The sequence below is a fragment of the Primorskyibacter flagellatus genome (assembly GCF_048268605.1).
Taxonomy (GTDB): domain Bacteria; phylum Pseudomonadota; class Alphaproteobacteria; order Rhodobacterales; family Rhodobacteraceae; genus Primorskyibacter; species Primorskyibacter flagellatus.
The window spans coordinates 1-21,408 of record NZ_JBLWVF010000009.1 but is presented as its reverse complement, the minus strand read 5'-3'; the positions used below and the strand labels follow the sequence as shown (position 1 = coordinate 21,408).

Below are 21,408 nucleotides of genomic sequence, written 5' to 3'. Positions count from 1 at the left end.
CGAAGCCTGGTCGGCCTCGGGGCTTTTTAGTGGGCGCGTTTTACTCTCAGTCGTAATTGCCCTTCACGCGCTCTTTCTTCGGGTCGAAATGCGGGAACGGCACGATGGTGGCTTTCAGGCGCTTCTGTTCGCCATCCAACTGACCCACTTCGATCTGTGTCCCGATTTCCGCGTGTGCAACGTCGATCCGCGCCAACGCAATGACTTTGCCGAGAACCGGCGATTTCATGGCCGATGTGATTTCGCCGATCTGGGGCTTTCCGACGCGAACGCAGTCACCGGGAACGGGTACAATACCGCCTTCCAGATCCAGTCCGACCAGTTTCCGCGACGGTGTCGCCTTGCGACGCTCCAACGCGGCGCGACCGATGAAGTCATCCGTCTTGCTTTTCAGCGGAACGGTAAATCCAATGCCGGCTTCCATCGGGTCGGTCTGTTCGTCGAATTCGGAACCGGCAAAGATCAGCCCGGCCTCGATCCGCAGCATGTCCAGCGCGGCCAGACCCAGCGGGATCATGCCCATCGGTTCGCCGACCTTCCAGATTGCGTCGAACACCTCTGTCGCGTCCTTGGGATGGCAGAACACCTCGTATCCGAGTTCGCCGGAATAGCCGGTGCGGCTGACCACAACGGACGGGCCGTTGAATTCATGCAGGCGCCCGATCGTCAACCGGAACCATGCCAGTTCCTCGACGGTTGCCTGCTGCGGCGGTGTCCAGATCACCTGCTTGAGAATGTCACGCGATAGCGGGCCCTGAACCGCGATGTTGCAAAGATGGTCCGTGGAGGCCCGCACCCACGCGTTCAAGCCACGCTCGACCGCCTGCTTGCGCAGCCACAGACCGGATTGGTCGTTGCCGCCGATCCAGCGAAAGTTCGTTTCGCCCAGACGGTAAACCGTGCCGTCGTCGATCATGCCGCCATGTTCATAACACATCGCGGTATAGACAATCCCGCCGACCGACAGTTTCTTGATGTCGCGGGTGACGCAAAGCTGCATCAGCTCTTCGGCATCCGGGCCAGTGACTTCGTATTTGCGCAGCGGCGACAAATCCATCACCACGGCTTTTTCGCGCGCGGCCCAATATTCGGCAATGGCACCGTGATTGGTCATCTGGTTTGGCAACCAGTACCCCTGATATTCAGTGAAATCGCGCGTATGGCGCGCAAAAGACTCGTGAAATCCTGTCTTCTTGGTCTCTTCCATATCCGCCTCCGGAGTCTTTCGCCAACCGATAGAGCGGCTGAATTCGTTGCTTTTTTCGTAAGTACGGACCTGAATATCCGTGGGGTTCCAACCATTTGCCGGGTCCACATCACATGGACAGGCCGTCGAAATGCAGACCAGATCGGTCAGCGCGCGCAACAACACGTAATCCCCCGGACGTGAATACGGGTCATTCATGCTGATCGCATTCGTATCGTCCAGCATCGTGTTGAAGAAGAAGTTGATCGCGGGCCAGCCGCCGCGCGGCCGCACGTCATATTGCGCCAGTTCGATGTTCATATTGTCTGAACAGTTGACGTGACCCGGATAGCCGAGGTCTTCGTAGTAACGCGCGGTACAGGACAGGCCGAACGTGTCGTGCCGCCCGACAGTATCGCGGACAATTTCTACGATCCGCTCCTGATCGGAGTTGAAGTATTTGGCGAACAGCCCAGGCTCAGGATAGAGCGACCCCACCATCGAGCGTGTTGTGGTCGGGTCGATTTCACGTTCCAGCCCGCGGTCCAGCGCGCGATGCGAAAACGCCTGAAAATCCGAACATTCCCGGCCCTGTACATCCAGAACCTGGATGTACTGACCAGCGCGCACTTCATAAGCCTTCGCTTCGCCCGGCAGAATGTTGAAATCCAGCAGCGGATCGGCCAGCGGTTCGGGCGGCAACAAGCCGCCTTTCACCTCGCCCGGATCGGCGCGTTTCACATAAAGCGCGACTTCGGTCGGTGCCCATTGTTCATGCGGCTCCATCGGTGCGCCGGGTGCGCAGACGATCAGCAGGCCATCGGACGTGGCTGTAAATGTCTGGTAATCGCCCGCATGGGACCCGTCTGCGAAAACCACTGTGCCGTCGGCCTTGGCAATGTCGAATCCGGCCGCCTCAAGCGCCTTTACAACCTTGGCACCAGAAGGGTCGCCCAGCAACGCCGCCTTCAGACCGGCAGGATCCCGCCCGCCTTTTGCACCGATCATTCCGGCATCCGAACTGCCGTCCGGAGAAAAGAAGACCAACTCAACCGGTTGCAGGCCTTCACGGTCCTGTACGGTGATCTCGTCCCCTTTCAATATTCTGACCGCGCGGCTACCTCCGCCGGGCACCGGATGTCGCTCCACTCCATGCGGCAGGATGGGCAGTCCGGGTGTCACCACGCCGGCACGTTCATAAGGGGTTTGGAAAATCGGCTTGATAGTCATGTTCATGGAAGTCATCCCACTCGGCATTGGCGGAAGTGAACGTTTCAGGCCCTCTAGGCGTGAAATGGCGTAGATTTTCGATCCGTCCGAGTCTGCCTCGAACTGGATCTCATACTGCCTCTGAATCTGCTTTTCTTCGAATGTTATTTTGATATTCTCTGCCCGCATTAATTAGCGCCAGATATACGTTGGCGGCAGCCCTCTGGATGTTAGTCAAGAACGTCGCAACCCCCAACGAAACGGTGGTCGGAAGATGAAAAAAGGCAACCCCGCACTGCCGCCGCTGGACTATCTGCTGGCGTTCGAAGCAGCGGCGGAACACATGAGTTTCGTCGGCGCATCCAGCAAACTGAACATCAGCGAAACCGCGATCAGTCGGAAAGTGCGGCTGCTTGAATATCACTATAATGTGCCATTGTTCATGCGCGGCCACCGATCCATCCATCTGACGCCACAGGGCGAACGGTTCTTGAACCTGATAAAGCCCGCCTTGCAAAGCTTGCGTGACACGTCGCGGCGCATCGTGTCGGAAGACCAGATCAAATCCGTCACACTGGCGGCGACGAATTCGGTCGCGGCGCTTTGGCTTATGCCGCGCCTACAGGTATTCCGTCGCGACAACCGAAGCATCAAGATCAAGCTTGTTGCCTCGGACGACGATTCGGAATGTCTGAGCGATACCGTGGATCTGGCAATCCTGCGCGGAAATGCTGAATGGCCAAGCCATGAGGCGCAACATTTATTTGGAGAAACCGTTTTCCCGGTCTGCTCGCCTGACTATCTTGCCGCCAATCCGTCAGCATCAAGTCTTGCAGCGTTAGGCGAGCAGGACCTGATAGAAGTGAGTTCGGAACACAAGGAATGGATGAACTGGAAATCCTGGGTGTCCGAAGTCGACGCCAGCGGGAGCGAACCGGAACAGGCTGCGCTTTTCAACACATATCCGCTGGCAATACAGGCCGCAGTAGATGGGCTGGGATTGGCACTTGGCTGGGGCCATCTTGTCGACGGACATCTTGAAAAAGGCACGCTGGTGCGCCCGATGGGTGATTTGCGGGTGCGGACCAATGAAGGATATTACCTGCTTCGTCCCAAGAAAAGGGAACGGTTCGACGAATGTCAGATCGTCGAAAAATGGCTGACCGATGTCGCAGCGGCCTTGCCCAGCTATGCGGACTGACAGCACAGAAATCTGACAAATGTCGGATTTGAACAGGTGTACGTCCGATCAGAACCTTAACATTTCAGCTGAACGGCTCAATATCGTGTCTCAAATGAATGAGGTCGTTCCATGCGGTATTCGGGTCTACGAGTCATCAAGGAAGCTTTGACAGGGCACAAGGGCTGGAAGCCCGCGTGGCGAGATCCTGAGCCTCAGTCTTCCTATGACTACATCATCATCGGTGGCGGAGGCCACGGGCTGGCCACTGCCTACTATCTGGCCAAGGAATATGGCAAAAGCCGGATTGCTGTTCTTGAGAAAGGCTGGATCGGTGGCGGCAATGTGGGCCGCAACACCACGATTATCCGGTCGAATTACCTGCTGGATGGCAACGAGCCATTTTATGAATACTCGCTGAAACTCTGGGAAGGGCTGGAGCAGGAACTGAACTACAACGCGATGGTCAGCCAGCGCGGGATTCTCAACCTGATCCACACCGATGCACAGCGCGATGCCTTCACCCGGCGCGGCAATGCGATGATCCTGAACGGCGCCGACGCCGAGATGCTCAGCGTCGATCAGATCAAGGCGCGGTATCCGTTCCTGAACTTCGACGACGCGCGCTTCCCGATCAAGGGCGGTCTGGCACAGCATCGTGGCGGCACCGTGCGCCATGACGCCGTGGCCTGGGGCTATGCGCGCGCCGCCGACAGTCTTGGCGTCGATATCATCCAGAACTGTGAAGTGACCGGCTTTCGCATCGAGAATGGCAGTTGCCTGGGCGTCGAGACCTCGCGCGGGTTCATTGGTGGCACCAAGGTTGCCAGCTGCGTCGCGGGATCGTCGTCCCGGCTGATGTCGAAGGCGAATATGCGGCTGCCCATCGAAAGCACCGTGTTGCAGGCCTTTGTGACAGAAGGTCTGAAACCGGTCCTGCCCGGCGTCATCACCTACGGGGCGGGCCATTTCTACTGCAGCCAGTCCGACAAGGGCGGGCTGGTCTTCGGCGGCGATCCAGACGGCTACAACAGCTACGCGCAGCGCGGCAATCTGCCCGTGGTCGAGGATGTCTGCGAAAGCGGCATGGCCTTGATCCCGGCCCTTGGCCGCGCGCGATTGTTGCGGATGTGGGGCGGCATCATGGACATGTCGATGGACGGCTCCCCTATCATCGACCGCACCGACATCAACGGGCTCTATTTCAACGGCGGCTGGTGCTACGGCGGCTTCAAGGCAACGCCGGCATCGGGCATGTGCTACGCCCACCTTCTGGCCACCGACGCCCCGCATGAATTCGCCACCGCATATCGTTTTGATCGGTTCCGCCGCGGATACATGATCGACGAAAAAGGTATGGGCGCACAGCCCAACCTGCATTGAGGAGCCGACAGACATGATTATCAATCACCCGCTTCTTGGCCCCCGCGACGCGCAGGAATTCACGTTTCTTGGCGATGCCTCGCTGATCGACCGACCCGATTGGGAGGCAGAGGATGCAGCGGAACAGTTCTACGAATACGCGTATCTGCGCGACAATCCGGCCGGGCTGCACCGCGAGCTGTGGTTCCATGAGACAGGCGACCGATCATGGCTTGTGGTCACACGCAACACGCTGACGCACGAGATTACGAGCGTCGAAATGGCCTCCGATGTGGCCCGCAGCAAGGGGCGCAGCAAATGAGCGACAACAAACAGACGAATCGCCTGACCGGCGGCCAGATCGATACTTCGCGGTCTCTGAAATTCAGCTTTGACGGCAAAAGCTATGCGGGTCATCCCGGTGATACGCTTGCCTCTGCGCTGCTGGCCAACAATGTCCGGCTGATGGGCCGGTCGTTCAAGTATCACCGTCCGCGCGGCGTGCTGGGGTCCGGCAGTGAAGAACCCAACGCGCTGGTCGAGCTGCGCAGCGGCGCACGGCAAGAGCCGAACACGCGCGCGACCACGGCGGAACTTTTTGACGGGCTGGAGGCGAAAAGCCAGAACCGCTTTCCGTCGCTGAAATTCGACGCCATGGCGATCAATGATCGGTTTTCGAATTTTCTGACTGCCGGTTTCTACTACAAAACGTTCATGTGGCCGGCCGCTTTCTGGGAAAAGCTGTATGAGCCGATCATCCGCAAGGCCGCAGGGCTTGGTTCACTGTCGTTGCAGGAAGATCCAGATGAATATGACAAGGGTTTTCTGCACTGTGATCTGCTGATCATCGGCGGCGGACCTGCGGGGCTTGCTGCGGCTCTGCGCTCGGGACGTGCCGGGGCGCAGGTGATCCTTGCCGACGAAGATTTCGTCTTTGGCGGCCGCCTGAATGCCGAAACCTACGAGATCGGTGACCAGTCCGGACAGGCATGGACCGCAGCCGCCATCGCGGAACTGGAGGCGATGCCGAATGTGCGCTGCATGGCGCGCACCAGCGTGCTGGGCGCGTTTGACCACGGCATTTACAGCGCGGTGGAGCGTGTCAGCGATCACCTCGCCGTGCCGCCCAAGGGCAAGCCGCGACAGATCCTGTGGCGCATCTATTCCAAGCGGGCATTGGTCTGCGCGGGGGCGATCGAACGTCCGATCGCGTTCGAAAACAATGACCGCCCCGGCATCATGCTGGCAAGCGCCATGCGCGCCTATGCCAATCGCTGGGCCGTGACCGCAGCGCCGCGTGTGGCCGTCTTCACCAATAACGATGACGGGCACCGCACCGCGGTCGATCTGTTGGCCAAGGGCGTCAAGGTCACAGCCGTGATCGACACCCGCACGGATGCCCCGCGCATCGCTGATTGCGAGTTGCTGGCGGGTGCGCAGGTCATTGATACCGCGGGACGTCTGGGCCTGAACTATGTCAAGATCCAGCAGGCCGACGGCAGCGAACGCACCATCGAATGTGGCGCGCTTGGTGTGTCGGGCGGATGGAACCCCAATGTTCACATGACTTGCCATCAGCGCGGCCGTCCTGTGTGGAATGACGCAATCGCCGCATTCGTGCCGGGCGACACCGGCACGCCGGGAATGTCCGTCGCCGGCGCGGCGCAAGGTGACTTTTCAACCGCGGCCGCCTTGCAGACCGGCAGCGACAAGGCTGCCGCCGCTTTGCACGAACTGGGCATTGATGCACCCGCTATCGACCTGCCCCAGGCCGAGGATACGCCAGTAAATCTGCAACCGTTCTGGTATGTCAAACACGGCAAGGGCCGCGCGTGGCTGGACCAGCAGAACGATGTGACCGTCAAGGACGTCAAGCTGGCGCATCAGGAAAACTTCCGCTCTGTCGAACATCTCAAGCGCTATACGACGCTGGGCATGGCCACGGATCAGGGCAAGACCTCCAATATGGGCGGCCTTGCAATCATGGCGGAACTTGCGGGCAAATCCATCCCCGAGGTCGGCACGACCATGTTCCGCCCACCCTATACGCCCGTCCCGATGGGCACGATGGGTGGCCGCGCGCGCGGCAAGCATTTCCACCCCGTCCGCGAGACACCAAGCCACAAGTATTCCACCGAGAACAACGCAACCTTTGTCGAAGTCGGCAACTGGCTACGCGCGCAATGGTTTACCAAACCCGGTGAAACCCATTGGCGGGAAACTGTCGATCGCGAAGTCAATGCGGTGCGCGGATCGGTTGGTGTCTGCGACGTGACCACTTTGGGTAAAATCGACATCCAGGGCACTGACGCGGCGCAGTTTCTGAACAAGGTCTATGCCAACGCATTCGCCAAACTGGCCGTCGGCAAGACGCGCTACGGGCTGATGCTGCGCGAGGACGGCATTGCGATGGATGACGGCACCACCGCCCGCCTGGCCGAAGATCAGTTCGTGATGACGACGACCACAGCCAACGCGGTCAATGTCTACCGGCATCTTGAATTTGTTCGCCAATGTCTGTTCCCGGACATGGACGTGCAACTGATCTCGACGACCGAGGCCTGGGCACAATATGCCGTGGCAGGGCCGAATTCCCGCAAGCTGTTGCAAAAGATCGTGGACCCTGAATTCGACATTTCCAACGAAGGGTTCGAATTCATGGCCTGCCGCGAGATCACCGTCTGCGGTGGCCTGCGCGCGCGCCTGTTCCGGATCTCTTTTTCCGGCGAACTTGCGTATGAAATCGCCGTCCCGACACGTTATGGCGATGCGCTGTTCCGCAAGATCATGGAGGCGGGCCAAGAATTCGATGTCGTGCCATACGGCACCGAGGCTCTTGGCGTGATGCGTATCGAAAAAGGCCATGCCGCAGGCAATGAGCTGAACGGCACGACCACGGCACTGAACCTTGGTATGGGCCGCATGGTGTCCAAGAAGAAAGATAGCATCGGATCCACCTTGTCAGAACGCGAAGGCCTGAATCAGCCGGATGCACTGATGCTGGTCGGGTTCAAGCCAGTCAACAACGCAGACAAGGTCACGGCCGGCGGTCACCTGATGACAAAGGGCACGCCGAAGGATGCCGAACATGATCAGGGTTATATCACCTCCGCTGCCTTCTCTCCGAGCCTTAATTCGTCCATCGGGCTTGGCTTTCTCAAGGATGGTGGCAACCGTCTTGGCGAGGTCATGATCCTTACGACACCGCTGACAGGGGCTGATGTCGAGGTTGAAGTCGTCAGCGCCCATTTCGTCGATCCCGAAGGAGAACGGCTCCGTGCATGATTTGAAACCGCTCACACCGCTTGGCAGCACCACTGCGCAAATCGACAGATTCGCCGGGTTGACCATCTCCGAATGTCCCGATTGGGCGCTGGCATCCCTTGCCGCCCGACGCGGACGCGAGCAAGACACCGCGACCGCTGCGCAAAACCTGCTTGGCGCGTCATTGCCCGATGTCGCCGCCTCTGCGACGAGCGGTGATTTCACCGCGTTCTGGACCGGACCGCAGCAATGGATGATCGAGGCGCCGCATGACCGCCACGAAGAACTGGCAGCAGAGGTCAAATCTGCTGTTGGCGACGCGGCGTCGGTCACCGAACAGACCGATGGCTGGTGCCGATTCGACCTTGAAGGAACGCGCTGCCACGACGTTCTGGAACGTTTGTGCAACGCGGATACCCGTGCAATGACACAAGGTCAGGTCACGCGAACACGGCTGGAACATCTGGGATGTTTTCTGATCTGCCGCACGAAAGACGCGCATTTCAGCGTGATCGGTCCGCGTTCATCGGCAGGTTCGATTCATCATGCCCTGACCGTCGCTGCGGCCAGTGCTATTTGAACGGGGTCACAGTCAACGGCACCCGCGTTAGGTCGAAGGAATCGAGACGTTGTTCTCGACCCGGAACATATTGATGGTCTTTCGATCTTCGCGGGGACTGATGCCGAACGCATCCCGGTAATGGCGCGTCATTGGTGCGGCGCTGACATAGCCGACCGCGTTTGCAATTTCCGACATCGTGTCGCGGGAATACAGCACAAGTTGCCGGGCAGCCTTCATTCGCAGCGCGCGATAATAATGCGACGGGCTTTGGCCAGTGGTCTGCTTGAACACGCGCTCAAGCTGACGGGTCGAAACACCAACTGCCTGCGCAACATCGTCCAGCCCGACCGGGTCCTGAATATGCTCGGCAAATATCTCCACAGCTTGCGCCACGGCGGGGGGCAACATATCGGATGTGCTTTGCTTTCCGACAGTCGGAATTTTCTGCCGAACCCCTGCCCCACGCACAAGCGGATGCTGGAACCAGCAGGCCACTTCGGTTGTAACCTCTTCGCCAAGCCGTTCTTCGATCAGATGCAACATCAGATCGAACGCTGCGGCCGATCCTGAAACGGTCAGACGCCCCCGATCTATATTGATCACGTCGTCGGTCATGACATGGTCAGGAAACTCGGCAGCGAATGCCGCTTCGTAGCACCAGTGAACGCTACATTTGTAGCCCGATAAAAGCCCCGAACGTGCCAGAGGGAAAACGCCTCCGCTGATACTGCCCATATGCACGCCATGGCGTGCCAGACGCCGCAAGTGGCCATCTGATGCCTTTTTATCCACGAACCGTGATTGCGGGCTGCTGAGCAGGAAGAGGAAATCCAAGTCCGCCGCCTGGTCCAATGAGGAGTCCGGGTCAAACCCGACATCCGCACTTGACGACACCCGAGACCCTGTCTCGGAAAATAGTAGCCAGGAAAAGGCCTTTTCTCCCGCGATTTCATTCGCGGCTCGCAACGGTTCTATTGCAGATGTCAGACAGGCCATCGGAAAACCGGGATAGATCAAGAACCCCAATGACGTTGATTTGTTGGTACCATTCATGGCTGCTACCTGTGTGCATAATGCCAGCGCAATCTATTGTGCGCCGGTCTGCGGTTGAAGCAGATTCCCTTCAACTATATGTTACGTTGAAGGGATTGAAGGTAAAGGCGATACATAATGAAGAAGGCGAAGAGCGAGGCCGACAGGTCGTCAAAAGTATTGTCTCAAAACCCCCATAAGGTCGGCGGCGAACGAGAAAAAGTTCTTGAAGTCGCCATCGGCAAAGAAGTCAGAGCCTTTCGTCGACAGCAAAATATGACGGTATTCGAACTTGCCGAAGCAACAGGCCTTTCGATCGGCATGTTGTCCAAGATCGAAAACGGCAATACGTCGCCGTCGCTGACCACGTTACAGGCCTTGTCCCATGCGCTTAGCGCGCCGTTGACTTCGTTCTTCCGCGGATTTGAAGAAAGCCGAAGCGCGGTTTTGACCAAAGCCGGTGAAGGCGCAGAAATATCGCGCCGTGGCACACGCGCAGGGCATCAGTACAATCTACTGGGTCATATCGGCTCGAATGCCAGCGGTGTGGTGGTCGAACCCTACCTGATCACATTGTCAGAAGAATCCGATATTTTTCCGGTCTTTCAGCATGACGGAATTGAGACGATATACATGCTGGAAGGTGAAATCGACTATCGGCATGGCAACGACCTTTATCCGCTAAGGCCCGGTGATACGCTGTTTTTTGATGCCGATGCCCCACATGGCCCGGAAGTGCTGGCAAAGCTGCCGGCACGCTATCTTTCGATTATCGCCTATCCGCAATCAAGCTGAAGCGCTTGTCGCCTTTGTGATATGGAATCGGGCCTGGTGAGCACCATCGCGAAATAGAGCACCAGTCAAGCTGACGATAACGAAAGCGAAGATGTCCTCTGTGCGGGATTGCCACGCGCGTTGCGGACAATCCCCGACAACACCGGCATTTACCGCGGCAGGCAACCCAGCCGCGGAACTGTGCAATCGCCCTAGTCCGGCCAGACGCCATCCGATGTGGGTGCGCCATCATCGAACTTCGACAGGTAGTCGACAATGAGCGGGCGGTTGTCGATGAAGCCTTTATAGGTGGCCAGTTCTTCCGGAACATCGCGGATGACACGATGCAGGCGACGGCCCCATTTGGGAATGGTGACCAGGTCTTCCAGCGAAATCAGATAGCACCGGATCGGAAAAACCATCCCGTTTGAACGCGGGAGCCGAAAAAAGGTCTGCAATTCAACCCGCAGATATTGTTTCTGGCCAACATTTTCTGGTGTCAGCGTCGTCTTCTGCACACCCCATTTATGATAGTTTTCCGGGCTGGTATCGAGCAGCGGATTGACCGTCATCGTCCAGTTCAGGCGCCGCGCCGGCATCCCCTGCTGGATGTTCAGCAGGAACTTCAGCGCCCGCTTGAAAACCCCCATCTCGGCTGCGAGTGGCACGGGCGCGTGCCATTCGAAGAAATTCATCCCGATGTCGAAATCCAGCGACCAATCGGCCTGGGTCGTGACCGTGCCGGCATCCATCCACAGGTTTTCATCCCGCTGGTCCAGCAAGGCGAAATCGCCCTGAGTCTGGCGGGTGATATACTCCATCGGCCCATAAGGCAGCGTCGATTCGTCCATGAAAACGAACTTCTGCTCGATTCCCAAAGGCTTGTTGATCCAGTGCCAGTTGTTGCCATCACGGTGTAGCTCGAACAGGTCCGGATAATCCTCGGATTTCGAGACCATGATCAGTTCAAGCAAGTCCCAGCCTGCCAGCGTCATATGCGGCAGGGACTGGCAGCGCAGCGGATCCTCGTCCAGCACAAGTGCCCGGTCTTTCATCTCCGAGATGTAATGTTCATCCACGTCAAAGCGCTTTTCATAGATGCTGCCCTCTGGGCCGCCTTGATGCTGCTCCATATTGACCGAATACATGTAACTGTCTTCATGGAACGGGAACGGAAAGCGTTTGATCGCCCGCTCGGAGTTCGTGAAAGTGTAATCGTCGCGGAATGTTTCGTCGTTGAATTGAATGGTCATCGCGGTCTCTCCCTATCGGTCCAACACGATAATCCTGCCCTCGAATCTGCTGACGCAGGGCATGATTTTCTTGCCGCTCTCCTTTTCGTCGTCCTCAAGCCAGTGATCCCTGTGCAGGATCTCTCCATCGGCTTCCAGAACGTCCGTTTCACATTGCCCGCATGCACCGCCGCGGCACAGATACGGCGCATCGACACCGGCAGCTTCAATCGCTTCAAGCAAGCTCTGGTGTTCGCCGACTTCGAACTCCAGGTCGGACTTCGCCAGTTTCACCGTGAACGGCTTGCCAGATTGCGGGGCGAGGAATTCTTCGTAATGCACCGCTTCGCGCGGCCAACCCAGACGCTCTGCCGTGTCGCGCACCCAGTTGATCATGCCTTTGGGGCCACAAATGTAGATATGCGTACCCAGGGGCTGGCCATCCAACAGGTTTTCCAGATCAAGGGCTTGCCCGTCATCGTCGAAATAGACATGCACATTGTTGGGATGCGCCGTCGTCAGATCGTCGACATATGATCCCAACGCCTGATTGCGACAGGCATAGTGCAGCTCGAAGCGCCCGTTGGTGGCAGAAAGTTGTTTGATCTGTGCCAGAAACGGGGTGATCCCGATGCCGCCCGCGATCATCAGATGCTTGTGCGCGCGCAGGTCCAGCGCGAACAGGTTGACCGGATAGCTGATCACCATCTCATCGCCGATCCGCACATTCTTATGCAGGAAAAGCGACCCGCCCCGCCCGGCATCGTCCCGCCGCACCGAGATGGTATAGGCATGACGGTCTGCCGGGTCCGACATCAGGGAATAGGGGTTCAGGCGGGTTGTTTCGCCATCCTTCATCTCGATCACGGTATGTGCCCCGCCCGAGAATGTCGGTAGCAATCCGCCATCCGCGCGCTCGAACTTGAACCGCGTGACCAGCTCATTAAGCGGTACGATGTCGGTGACAACGACGTCAATCTTGTTGGTTCCGGCGCTCATGAGTACAACTCCCGCTTTGGAGGCACGTTGCCTGGGTCTTCGGCATCAACACAAACGCCCTGGAACGCAGCGATCCGGCGGGAATAATGATCGCGCACAAATAGGTTCAGCCCGCAATGCGAGCATGTGAACGGATCTGTCACAACATTTTCGGTGATGCCTTTGCAATGCACACATTGCATGCGCCGCGCGACAGAACCACGATGTTCGGTCTGGATCGCGGTATGCGGAATGCCGGCGTTGGTGGCTTCTGACATTGCCTGCCCCATCAGCCCTTCGGTGCCTGCCAGGTAGACCTGCAAACCCATATGGGCGTCCTGCAATATCCTGCGCAGACGCGGGACGGCCGCGCTATAGCTTGGCCCGACATAGAGTTTGGAAGGTGAAAATGCCTTTAGCTTTTCAGCATACCCGGTGTCGTCTGCGGCAGGGAAATACATGATATGGGCATGCGCGATCAGATCTGGATCTTTTTCCACAAGATCAAACAGCGCCTCGGCGCCCTCGGCGTCCGCGATCATCAGATGGTGCTTGCCGGATCGCGGCGCCAGCGTTCCGTAGACGGGTCTGCTTGTGATCGATGGCGGGAATTTGAACGTGCTCATCCTTGATTAACTTCCCCTGCTGGTATGATTATTTACAAAGGCGCGGCGTATTGAACGCCGCGCCGAAGCTGTGATCAACCCTTGGCCGTACGGCGCTTTTTGTCCGGGTCGTGGAATGGCAGCGAATGTGCAACGCATTTGATCTCGCCGCTTTCGTTCTTCACGGTCATCTGGGTGCCATCCACCGCGCAATCAACGGGCATCCGGGCGATGCCGACGTTCCACTCGTTCAGCGGTGAATACATCCCGATCGTCACGACGCCCACCTGCTTGCCGTCCTTCAGCAAAGGCGCGCCTTCTTCGGCAGGCTCTTTGCCCTCCAGTTTGACACCGTAGATCTTGAACCGCTCCTTGCCTTTGAGGCGGTAATGTTCCTCGGCACCGCGGAACCCGGTCTTGCCCGGCGATACGGTGAAATCCAGGCCCAGCTCCCAAAGCGTATCGCCGGCCTTTTCATTCTCGAACGGATACATTTCCGAGTTGTCATACGGATAGAACAGCAGATAGCTTTCCGCACGCAGCAGATCGAGCGTGGTGAAACGTGTCGGGATGATGCCCTTGGGCTTGCCCTTTTCAACCAGCGTATCCCAGATATGCGGTGCGTCCTGCCCGCGGCAGAAAATCTCGTAGCCGCGCTCACCGGTATAGCCCGTGCGCGAAATCGTCACCGGCTTGTCGAACAGTGTTGTGTGCTGGTGGCTGAAATAGACCTGATCGCGAATGCCCGGCACGCCCTGCTCTTCCAGGAAGTCGACGGCTTTCGGACCCTGCAACGAGATGTCGTGCAGATTGTCGTCGAAACGCACATCCACGTCGCGACCCGTTGCCGCCATGGTCAACTGCTCATGGCCGCCGCCTGTACCGTGAACGACCATCCAGGAGTTCGGCCCCATCCGGTAGATCACGCAGTCGTCGATGAACTTGCCTTCATCATTGAGCATACAAGCATAGGACGAACGGCCTGGCTTGATCTTCTCGACGTTGCGCGTGGTGGCGCGGTCGATCACATGCGCGGCATGCGGGCCGACCAGATGCACCTTGTGCAGCCCGGAAACGTCCATGAACCCGGCATTCGTCCGAATCGCCATGTATTCCTCGGTCTGGTCCTTGTCATAGGTCCAGGCCGTACCCATTCCGCCCCAGTCCTCCAGATTGGACCCCATTGCGCGGTGACGGTCGGCCAGGGCCGAAAACCTCCAGGATGCTGTCATGTCAAACTCCTTGATTCACTACGACCACTGACGCGCAGAGGCCGTTTCATTCAATTCCGGGCCTGGGGCGATAGCCCCAGCCGATGAAACCAAACCAAGCCTAACCATCTTCCAGCCCATATTAGCGAAAAATTACTGAAGGCGTTGGCTGCAAAATTCATCGGCATCCCTCTGAACAGTTGACAGGTGTAACTCAAAAAAAGCAATACTTAACGAAAAATAGTTTCCTGACAGGCAAGTTTTGCCATACTTAATGATCGAACGGGCCGAGCTTTCGAAAGAAACTTACCACCGCAAAAACGATAAAAAATCACCAACAAGGAGCAACATGATGGTTTCAACAACCGAAAACGCCACGCAATCTGCGGGTGATGGCACCCTCCACCGAGCGATCGGGTGGAAAGACGCCTTCTGGATGGCCTCGGGCGTGCCTGCACTCGTCCTGTTTTCCATTGGAGGAATCGCCGCAACAGTAGGAAACCCGTCCTGGGCCATATGGATGCTTTCCGTGTCCTTCGGCTTCCTGCAAGCCTTTGTGTATGCCGAAATCGCCGGGCTTTTCCCCAGCAAGTCCGGCGGTGCGTCGGTCTATGGGGCCGCTGCATGGGTGCGCTATTCCAAGGTGATCGCGCCGCTGTCGGTCTGGTGCAACTGGCTGGCCTGGACGCCGGTTCTGGCGATCGGCGGCGGTCTGGCGGCGGGATATGTTCTGACATCGCTGTTCGGAGCTGATGCGACCGTCAATGCGTGGCAGATTACATTGCTTAATCTGGACTTTCTGAACGAAGGACTGACCCTTCGGATCAACGCCACCTCCATCGTGGGCACCGTGATTTTGCTCCTGGTCTTCATGGCCCAGCATCACGGCATTTCCCGCGCGGCCAAGATCCAGACAATCATGGGCGTCGCCGTGATGATCCCGCTCCTTATCGTGGGGCTTGTTCCGATTCTCTCTGGTGATGTTCTTTCGACGAATCTTCTGCCCCTCGTTCCCAACACGGGATCGTGGAATATCGAGGGCACCACACTGTTTCTGGGCGGGTTGTTCATCGCCGCATGGTCGGCCTACGCCTTCGAAACCGCGATCTGCTATACCAGCGAATTCCGCGACCCTCAGCGCGACACCGTTCGCGCGATCATTGCCGCAGGTGTTGTTTGCGTTGTGATCTACACGCTGGTCCCGATCAGCTTTCAGGGCGTTCTGGGCGTTGAAGGCATGCTGGAGCCTGGGATCGTTGACGGCTCTGCCGTGGCAGGTGCCATGGCCGGCATGGTCGGCGGTGGTTCCATCATTGCCAAGATCATGGTTGTGATGCTGTTTCTGGCACTGGTGCTGGCGATCATGACCTCGATGGCGGGATCGTCACGGACACTGTATCAGGGATCGGTGGATGGCTGGTTGCCGAAATTCCTGTCGCGCACCAACGAGCACGGCGCGCCGGTCAACGGCATGTGGACTGACCTTGGCTTCAACCTGATCCTGCTGATGATGTCCGATTACCTGTTCGTCCTGGCGGTTTCGAACTGCTGCTATCTGGTGTTCAACTTCCTGAATCTGCATTCGGGATGGCTGCACCGGATCGACAACGCCAATGCAACCCGTCCCTGGAAGGCCCCGACGATCATGCTTTGGATCGGTGGCGGACTTGCCTTCGTGAATGCGGTTCTGCTGGGTGCCGGAGCGAACGTATGGGGTGAAGGCACGATGCGCTCTGCGATCATCGCGATCGCGATCATTCTGCCCGTCTTCGCCTATCGTCACTATATCACCGACAAAGGTCAGTTCCCCGCCAAGATGCTTGAGGATCTTACGATCGGAGGCAACACGGATATCAAGATCCGTAAGGCGGGCATGAAGCCTTATCTTACGCTTGCGGCCGGGATTGCGGTGGTCATAGCGGCCAATCAGATCTTCCAACTTGGGTAATCGTTGTTGAATCCACCCCCACGGCGCGCACGAAATCAGCATGTGCGCGCCGTTCCTCTTGTGAAAATAATATTCTTCCTAGTTGAATATTCTTTTGCCGAGTGCTAACCTAGAAAATGAAACTCGCAGAAAGGATCAAAGCGATGTGTGGTATCGTTGGACTCTTCCTAAAGGATAAATCGCTCGAACCTAAATTGGGCGAAATGTTGACCGATATGCTTGTGACCATGACCGACCGGGGGCCCGATAGCGCCGGGATCGCGATCTATGGCAACGGGTCTGATGAAGGCGCCAAGATCACGGTGCAATCCGACAACGCAGACAAGGACTTTGCCTCGATCGGTGACGAACTGGGTCACGCGATCGGTGCCAATGTCAAAGCCGAGCGCAATGACACTCATGCCGTTCTGTCGATGCCCGCCGACAAGATCGCCCATGCCAGAGAGATCCTGAGCGAAATCCGCCCGGACGTCCGGGTGATGAGTGCTGGCTCGTCGCTTGAGATCTACAAGGAGGTCGGCCTGCCAAAGGACGTGGCGGCCCGTTTCCACGTCGAGAAGATGAGCGGAACGCACGGCATCGGTCACACGCGCATGGCAACCGAATCGGCTGTCACCACAATGGGTGCACACCCGTTCAACACCGGTTCCGATCAGTGTCTCGTGCACAATGGTTCCTTGTCGAACCACAATTCCCTGCGCCGCAAGCTGCGCCGGAACGGCATCCTCATTCAAACCGAAAACGACACCGAAGTGGGTGCAGCCTATCTGACATGGAAGATGCAGAACGGCGCCACACTGGGCGAAGCTCTCGAATCCTCTCTGGATGATCTCGACGGCTTCTTTACCTTCGTCGTGGGCACAAAGGACGGCTTTGGTGTCGTGCGTGATCCCATCGCCTGCAAACCCGCCGTCATGGCAGAGACAGATCAATATGTCGCTTTCGGATCGGAATACCGTGCGCTGGTAAACCTGCCCGGCATCGAGACCGCCCGCGTCTGGGAGCCGGAGCCCGCCACCGTATATTTCTGGTCCCATAGCGACGATCCCACCAAAATCGAGAAGGCCGCCTGAGATGCAGACCATAGACCTTGAGGCAAAAGGGCTTCGCGCCCTTAACGAGCAGCTGCACGCCCAGACTGCTGACACCAACCAGACCGCATGGGAAATTGTGAACGCCAGAGGCAGCCACGCCATTGCGGTCGGTCTGGACGCTCCTATCGAAGTGACGGTCAAGGGATCGACCGGATACTATTGCGGCGGCATGAACAAGCAGGCGACGATCAATGTGCACGGCTCTGCCGGGCCTGGCGTCGGTGAGAACATGATGTCCGGCACCATCGTCGTTGACGGCGACGCCAGCCAGTATGCCGGTGCGACCGGTCACGGCGGATTGCTTGTCATCAAAGGCAATGCGTCTTCGCGTTGCGGTATTTCGATGAAGGGCATCGACATTGTCGTGCATGGCAATATCGGCCACATGTCGGCCTTCATGGCACAATCGGGCAACCTTGTGGTGCTCGGGGATGCCGGGGATGCGCTTGGCGACAGTTGCTATGAGGCGCGGCTTTTCGTGCGCGGCAAGGTCAAGAGCCTCGGCGCGGATTGCGAAGAAAAGGAAATGCGGCCCGAACATATCGAAATCCTCAAGGATTTGCTGGAGCGCGCAGGTGCCGATGCCAAGCCGGAAGAATTCACCCGCTATGGCTCGGCTCGCAATCTTTACAACTTCGACGTCGATAACGCGTCGGCCTACTGAGGAACATGTCCATGAAAGACCAGGAACACAGAGGCATTCCGCAGACGACGCCGCGTCAGTCCGCGACATTCTCACAGGACGTCAACAGCGACATCCGCCGCGCCGCCGCGACGGGTATCTATGACATCCGCGGAGGTGGCGCGAAACGCCGCGTCCCCAACTTCGACGATCTGCTTTTCATGGGTGCGTCTATCTCGCGCTATCCGCTGGAGGGCTACCGGGAGAAATGTGAAACGAAAGTGACGCTTGGCACCCGTTTCGCGAAAAACCCGATCGAACTTGATATCCCGATCACCATCGCGGGCATGAGCTTTGGCGCGTTGTCCGGTCCTGCGAAGGAAGCTCTTGGCCGGGGCGCAAACGCAGCGGGCACTTCGACAACCACCGGCGACGGCGGCATGACCCCCGAAGAGCGCGGGCATTCCTCCAAGCTGGTCTATCAGTACCTCCCCTCGCGTTACGGGATGAACCCCGACGATCTGCGCAAGGCCGACGCCATCGAGATCGTCGTCGGACAAGGTGCAAAGCCCGGCGGCGGCGGCATGCTGCTGGGGCAGAAGATTTCCGACCGTGTGGCGGAAATGCGCAACCTTCCGAAAGGGATCGACCAACGCTCGTCCTGTCGCCACCCCGACTGGACCGGCCCCGACGATCTTGAAATCAAGATCCTCGAACTGCGCGAGATCACCAACTGGCGCGTGCCGATCTACGTCAAGATTGCCGGTGCACGGCCCTATTTCGATACCACGCTCGCGATCAAGGCAGGTGCCGACGTCGTCGTGCTGGACGGCATGCAGGGTGGGACGGCAGCCACACAGGATGTCTTTATCGAACATGTGGGACAACCGACTTTGGCTTGCATCCGCCCCGCCGTTCAGGCCCTTCAGGATATGGGAATGCACCGCGAAGTGCAGCTTGTCGTCTCCGGCGGTATCCGGTCGGGTGCCGACGTGGCCAAGGCGCTGGCACTGGGTGCAGACGCCGTGGCAATCGGGACCGCCGCGCTGATCGCGCTTGGCGATAACGATCCCAGATGGGAAGCGGAATACAACAAGCTTGGCACGACAGCAGGTGCCTATGACGACTGGCACGAAGGGCGCGACCCTGCCGGGATCACCACGCAGGATCCCGAGTTGATGGCGCGTTTCGATCCGGTCGAAGGTGGGCGTCGCCTGAAGAACTATCTCAAGGTGATGACGCTTGAGGCTCAGACGATTGCACGGGCCTGTGGCAAAAACCACATGCACAACCTGGAGCCGGAAGATATGGTTGCCCTCACAATGGAGGCCGCCGCAATGGCGCAGGTTCCGCTGGCGGGGACCAACTGGTATCCCGGCAAAGGCGGCTTCTGAAGCACAGATCATGCGACACCTGTCCGGGTGTCGCATTTTTCACATTGGGGACGGACCGCAAAAAGGCCGCCCAAACAAGCCAAGAAACTGGGAGAGAGTTCTGATTATGGCAAAAGATCAACTTGTTCAGACATCTGAAATAGACCTTGAGGCGTGGGGAAAAGAGCGCGGCATCAAGTATTTCATGGTCAATTTCACCGATCTTTTGGGAGCGCAGCGCACCAAGCTGGTGCCGATCCGCGGGATTGCGGGAATGCAGGAAGGCGGCGCAGGTTTCGCGGGTTTTGCCGGCGGTATGGATTACACGCCTGCCCATCCGGACATGTTGGTGATGCCCGATGCCGATGCCGCGATTCAGGTGCCCTGGCAGCCCGACATGGCGTGGGTTCCTGGCAACCCCGTGATGAAGAATGAATATTCCGCACAGGCACCCCGCAACGTGTTGCGCAACCAGATTGCCGAAGCGGCAGAGCTGGGCCTGCACGTCAAGATCGGTGTCGAGCCGGAATTTTCCCTGCTGACACCTGATGGCAAGGCGCTGGCCGATGAGCTCGATACGCGGGTCAAGCCCTGCTACGATCAGCAGTCGATGATGCGGAACTATCACATCATCCGCGAGATCAGCGAATACATGCTGCAACTCGGCTGGGGCAACTACCAGAACGACCACGAAGACGCCAACGGCCAGTGGGAAATGAACTGGGATTTCGACGATGTGCTTGCGATGGCCGACCAGCTCAGCTTCTTCAAGTTCATGGCGAAATATGTCGCTGAAAAGCACGGTATGCGGGCAAGCTTCATGCCCAAACCATTGCCGACCCTGACGGGCAATGGCCTGCATGCGCATATCTCGGCTTGGGACGGAACGGGCGAGGATGCCAAAACCAACCTCTTTGCCGGGTCCGATGACACTCCGACAGGACGGTACGGTTTGTCCGAAACCGGCAAACACTTCCTTGGCGGTATTCTTAAACACGGAAGCGGCATGGCCGTGATCTGTTGTCCAACCGTCAACAGCTACAAGCGTATCGGCGCGCCAAGCACTGCGTCCGGATCCACATGGGCACCCAACAGCGTGACCTGGGCCGGCGATAACCGCACGCATCTGGTGCGCGTACCCGGCGGCGGACGCATGGAACTTCGTCTGCCCGACGGCTCCACAAACCCGTATCTGATGCCGGCCGTGATCATGGCGGCAGGGATTGACGGTATCCGCACCAAGGCCGATCCCGGCGAGGCCAAGGAAATCGACATGTATGTCGATGGCCATCAGGTAAAGGACGCACCGAAACTGCCGCAGAACATGCTGGATGGTCTGCGCATGTTCGAGGCGGATACCGTCCTGACTTCAGCGATGGGTGACGAATTTTCCAGCGCCTTTCTCAAGCTGAAGAACAAAGAGTGGGGCGAGTATTCAAGCCACTTCACCGAGTGGGAAAGACAGCACACGCTGGATATCTGACCGTCAAGAAACGAAGCTAAAGAAAAAACCGCACCGACCGTCAGCGTCAGGTGCGGTTTTTGTTTGGATCTACCTGTCGAGCTGCCCCAATGCACGCCCAGCAGTATGGCAACGTCATAATGTTTGGCTGAAGCGTTCAGAAACCGAGCTTTTCTTGTCGCCGCCGACTCTTTCAGAGGGAGGGGCACTCAAGCACGACGACAAGAACCAGAACGTGTGAGGGGCCAGTCCCTCACACTCCCCTGAGTATTTTCGCCAATGAGAATTTGAACGAAGGCCTGGCGAGAGAAGGC

At 58.0% G+C, this 21,408-nt stretch carries 17 protein-coding genes; 11 read left to right on the top strand and 6 right to left on the bottom strand.

Going from position 1 to position 21,408, the window contains the following annotated elements; all coding sequences use genetic code 11:
* Positions 1–46: 46 nt before the first annotated feature.
* The gene (locus ACN0WV_RS11365; RefSeq protein WP_417606014.1) at positions 47–2,416 is read right to left on the bottom strand and encodes a DUF1989 domain-containing protein; all 2,370 of its coding nucleotides are present in this window, start codon (positions 2,414–2,416) and stop codon (positions 47–49) included.
* Between the two features lie 253 nt (positions 2,417–2,669).
* Between ACN0WV_RS11365 and ACN0WV_RS11360 the strand changes: the two genes are divergently transcribed.
* The 5 genes from ACN0WV_RS11360 (at position 2,670) to ACN0WV_RS11340 (ending at position 8,781) form a co-directional block, all read left to right on the top strand.
* A complete protein-coding gene (locus tag ACN0WV_RS11360) occupies positions 2,670–3,596 on the top strand; it encodes a LysR substrate-binding domain-containing protein (protein WP_084354865.1) in 927 nt (308 codons plus the stop codon).
* Between the two features lie 111 nt (positions 3,597–3,707).
* Positions 3,708–4,958, top strand: a complete 1,251-nt coding sequence (locus ACN0WV_RS11355) for a sarcosine oxidase subunit beta family protein (protein ID WP_084354866.1) — start codon at positions 3,708–3,710, stop codon at positions 4,956–4,958.
* A gap of 13 nt (positions 4,959–4,971) precedes the next feature.
* Complete coding sequence (locus tag ACN0WV_RS11350; protein WP_417605841.1) at positions 4,972–5,259, top strand: sarcosine oxidase subunit delta; 288 nt, start codon at positions 4,972–4,974, stop codon at positions 5,257–5,259.
* Positions 5,256–8,222 (top strand): sarcosine oxidase subunit alpha family protein, encoded by a 2,967-nt coding sequence (locus ACN0WV_RS11345; protein WP_417605839.1) that lies wholly within the window; start codon positions 5,256–5,258, stop codon positions 8,220–8,222. Before ACN0WV_RS11350 ends, ACN0WV_RS11345 begins: the two co-directional genes overlap by 4 nt.
* Positions 8,215–8,781: a sarcosine oxidase subunit gamma gene (locus tag ACN0WV_RS11340; protein ID WP_417605837.1), complete on the top strand. Its 567-nt coding sequence runs from the start codon at positions 8,215–8,217 to the stop codon at positions 8,779–8,781. Before ACN0WV_RS11345 ends, ACN0WV_RS11340 begins: the two co-directional genes overlap by 8 nt.
* 27 nt (positions 8,782–8,808) lie before the next feature.
* Here ACN0WV_RS11340 and ACN0WV_RS11335 read toward each other — a convergent pair whose 3' ends face one another.
* Positions 8,809–9,597 (bottom strand): GlxA family transcriptional regulator, encoded by a 789-nt coding sequence (locus ACN0WV_RS11335; RefSeq protein ID WP_417605835.1) that lies wholly within the window; start codon positions 9,595–9,597, stop codon positions 8,809–8,811.
* A 336-nt stretch (positions 9,598–9,933) separates the two neighbouring features.
* Here ACN0WV_RS11335 and ACN0WV_RS11330 point away from each other — a divergent pair, with 336 nt between their 5' ends.
* Positions 9,934–10,590: a helix-turn-helix domain-containing protein gene (locus ACN0WV_RS11330; RefSeq protein WP_084354871.1), complete on the top strand. Its 657-nt coding sequence runs from the start codon at positions 9,934–9,936 to the stop codon at positions 10,588–10,590.
* Positions 10,591–10,781: 191 nt separating this feature from the next.
* Here ACN0WV_RS11330 and ACN0WV_RS11325 read toward each other — a convergent pair whose 3' ends face one another.
* The 4 genes from ACN0WV_RS11325 to ACN0WV_RS11310 form a co-directional block, all read right to left on the bottom strand.
* Positions 10,782–11,822: a heme-dependent oxidative N-demethylase family protein gene (locus tag ACN0WV_RS11325; protein ID WP_084354872.1), complete on the bottom strand. Its 1,041-nt coding sequence runs from the start codon at positions 11,820–11,822 to the stop codon at positions 10,782–10,784.
* A 12-nt stretch (positions 11,823–11,834) separates the two neighbouring features.
* Positions 11,835–12,800, bottom strand: coding sequence for a PDR/VanB family oxidoreductase (locus ACN0WV_RS11320; RefSeq protein WP_417605832.1), 966 nt, complete (start codon positions 12,798–12,800; stop codon positions 11,835–11,837).
* Positions 12,797–13,405, bottom strand: a complete 609-nt coding sequence (locus ACN0WV_RS11315; RefSeq protein ID WP_417605831.1) for a dimethylamine monooxygenase subunit DmmA family protein — start codon at positions 13,403–13,405, stop codon at positions 12,797–12,799. The genes ACN0WV_RS11320 and ACN0WV_RS11315 overlap by 4 nt, the downstream gene beginning before the upstream one ends.
* A 74-nt stretch (positions 13,406–13,479) precedes the next feature.
* A complete protein-coding gene (locus tag ACN0WV_RS11310) occupies positions 13,480–14,616 on the bottom strand; it encodes an aminomethyl transferase family protein (RefSeq protein WP_084354875.1) in 1,137 nt (378 codons plus the stop codon).
* 331 nt (positions 14,617–14,947) lie between these two features.
* On the opposite strand from ACN0WV_RS11310, the gene ACN0WV_RS11305 reads away from it, so the two are divergent.
* The 5 genes from ACN0WV_RS11305 (at position 14,948) to glnT (ending at position 21,115) form a co-directional block, all read left to right on the top strand.
* Positions 14,948–16,543 (top strand): APC family permease, encoded by a 1,596-nt coding sequence (locus ACN0WV_RS11305; RefSeq protein ID WP_084354882.1) that lies wholly within the window; start codon positions 14,948–14,950, stop codon positions 16,541–16,543.
* A gap of 143 nt (positions 16,544–16,686) precedes the next feature.
* On the top strand, positions 16,687–17,616 hold the full coding sequence (locus ACN0WV_RS11300) for a class II glutamine amidotransferase (protein ID WP_084354876.1): 930 nt from the start codon (positions 16,687–16,689) through the stop codon (positions 17,614–17,616).
* Position 17,617: 1 nt separating this feature from the next.
* Positions 17,618–18,301, top strand: a complete 684-nt coding sequence (locus ACN0WV_RS11295) for a GltB/FmdC/FwdC-like GXGXG domain-containing protein (RefSeq protein ID WP_084354877.1) — start codon at positions 17,618–17,620, stop codon at positions 18,299–18,301.
* An 11-nt stretch (positions 18,302–18,312) separates the two neighbouring features.
* On the top strand, positions 18,313–19,653 hold the full coding sequence (locus ACN0WV_RS11290) for an FMN-binding glutamate synthase family protein (protein WP_084354878.1): 1,341 nt from the start codon (positions 18,313–18,315) through the stop codon (positions 19,651–19,653).
* 106 nt (positions 19,654–19,759) lie between these two features.
* A complete protein-coding gene (glnT, locus tag ACN0WV_RS11285) occupies positions 19,760–21,115 on the top strand; it encodes a type III glutamate--ammonia ligase (protein ID WP_417605828.1) in 1,356 nt (451 codons plus the stop codon).
* Positions 21,116–21,408 lie beyond the last annotated feature (293 nt).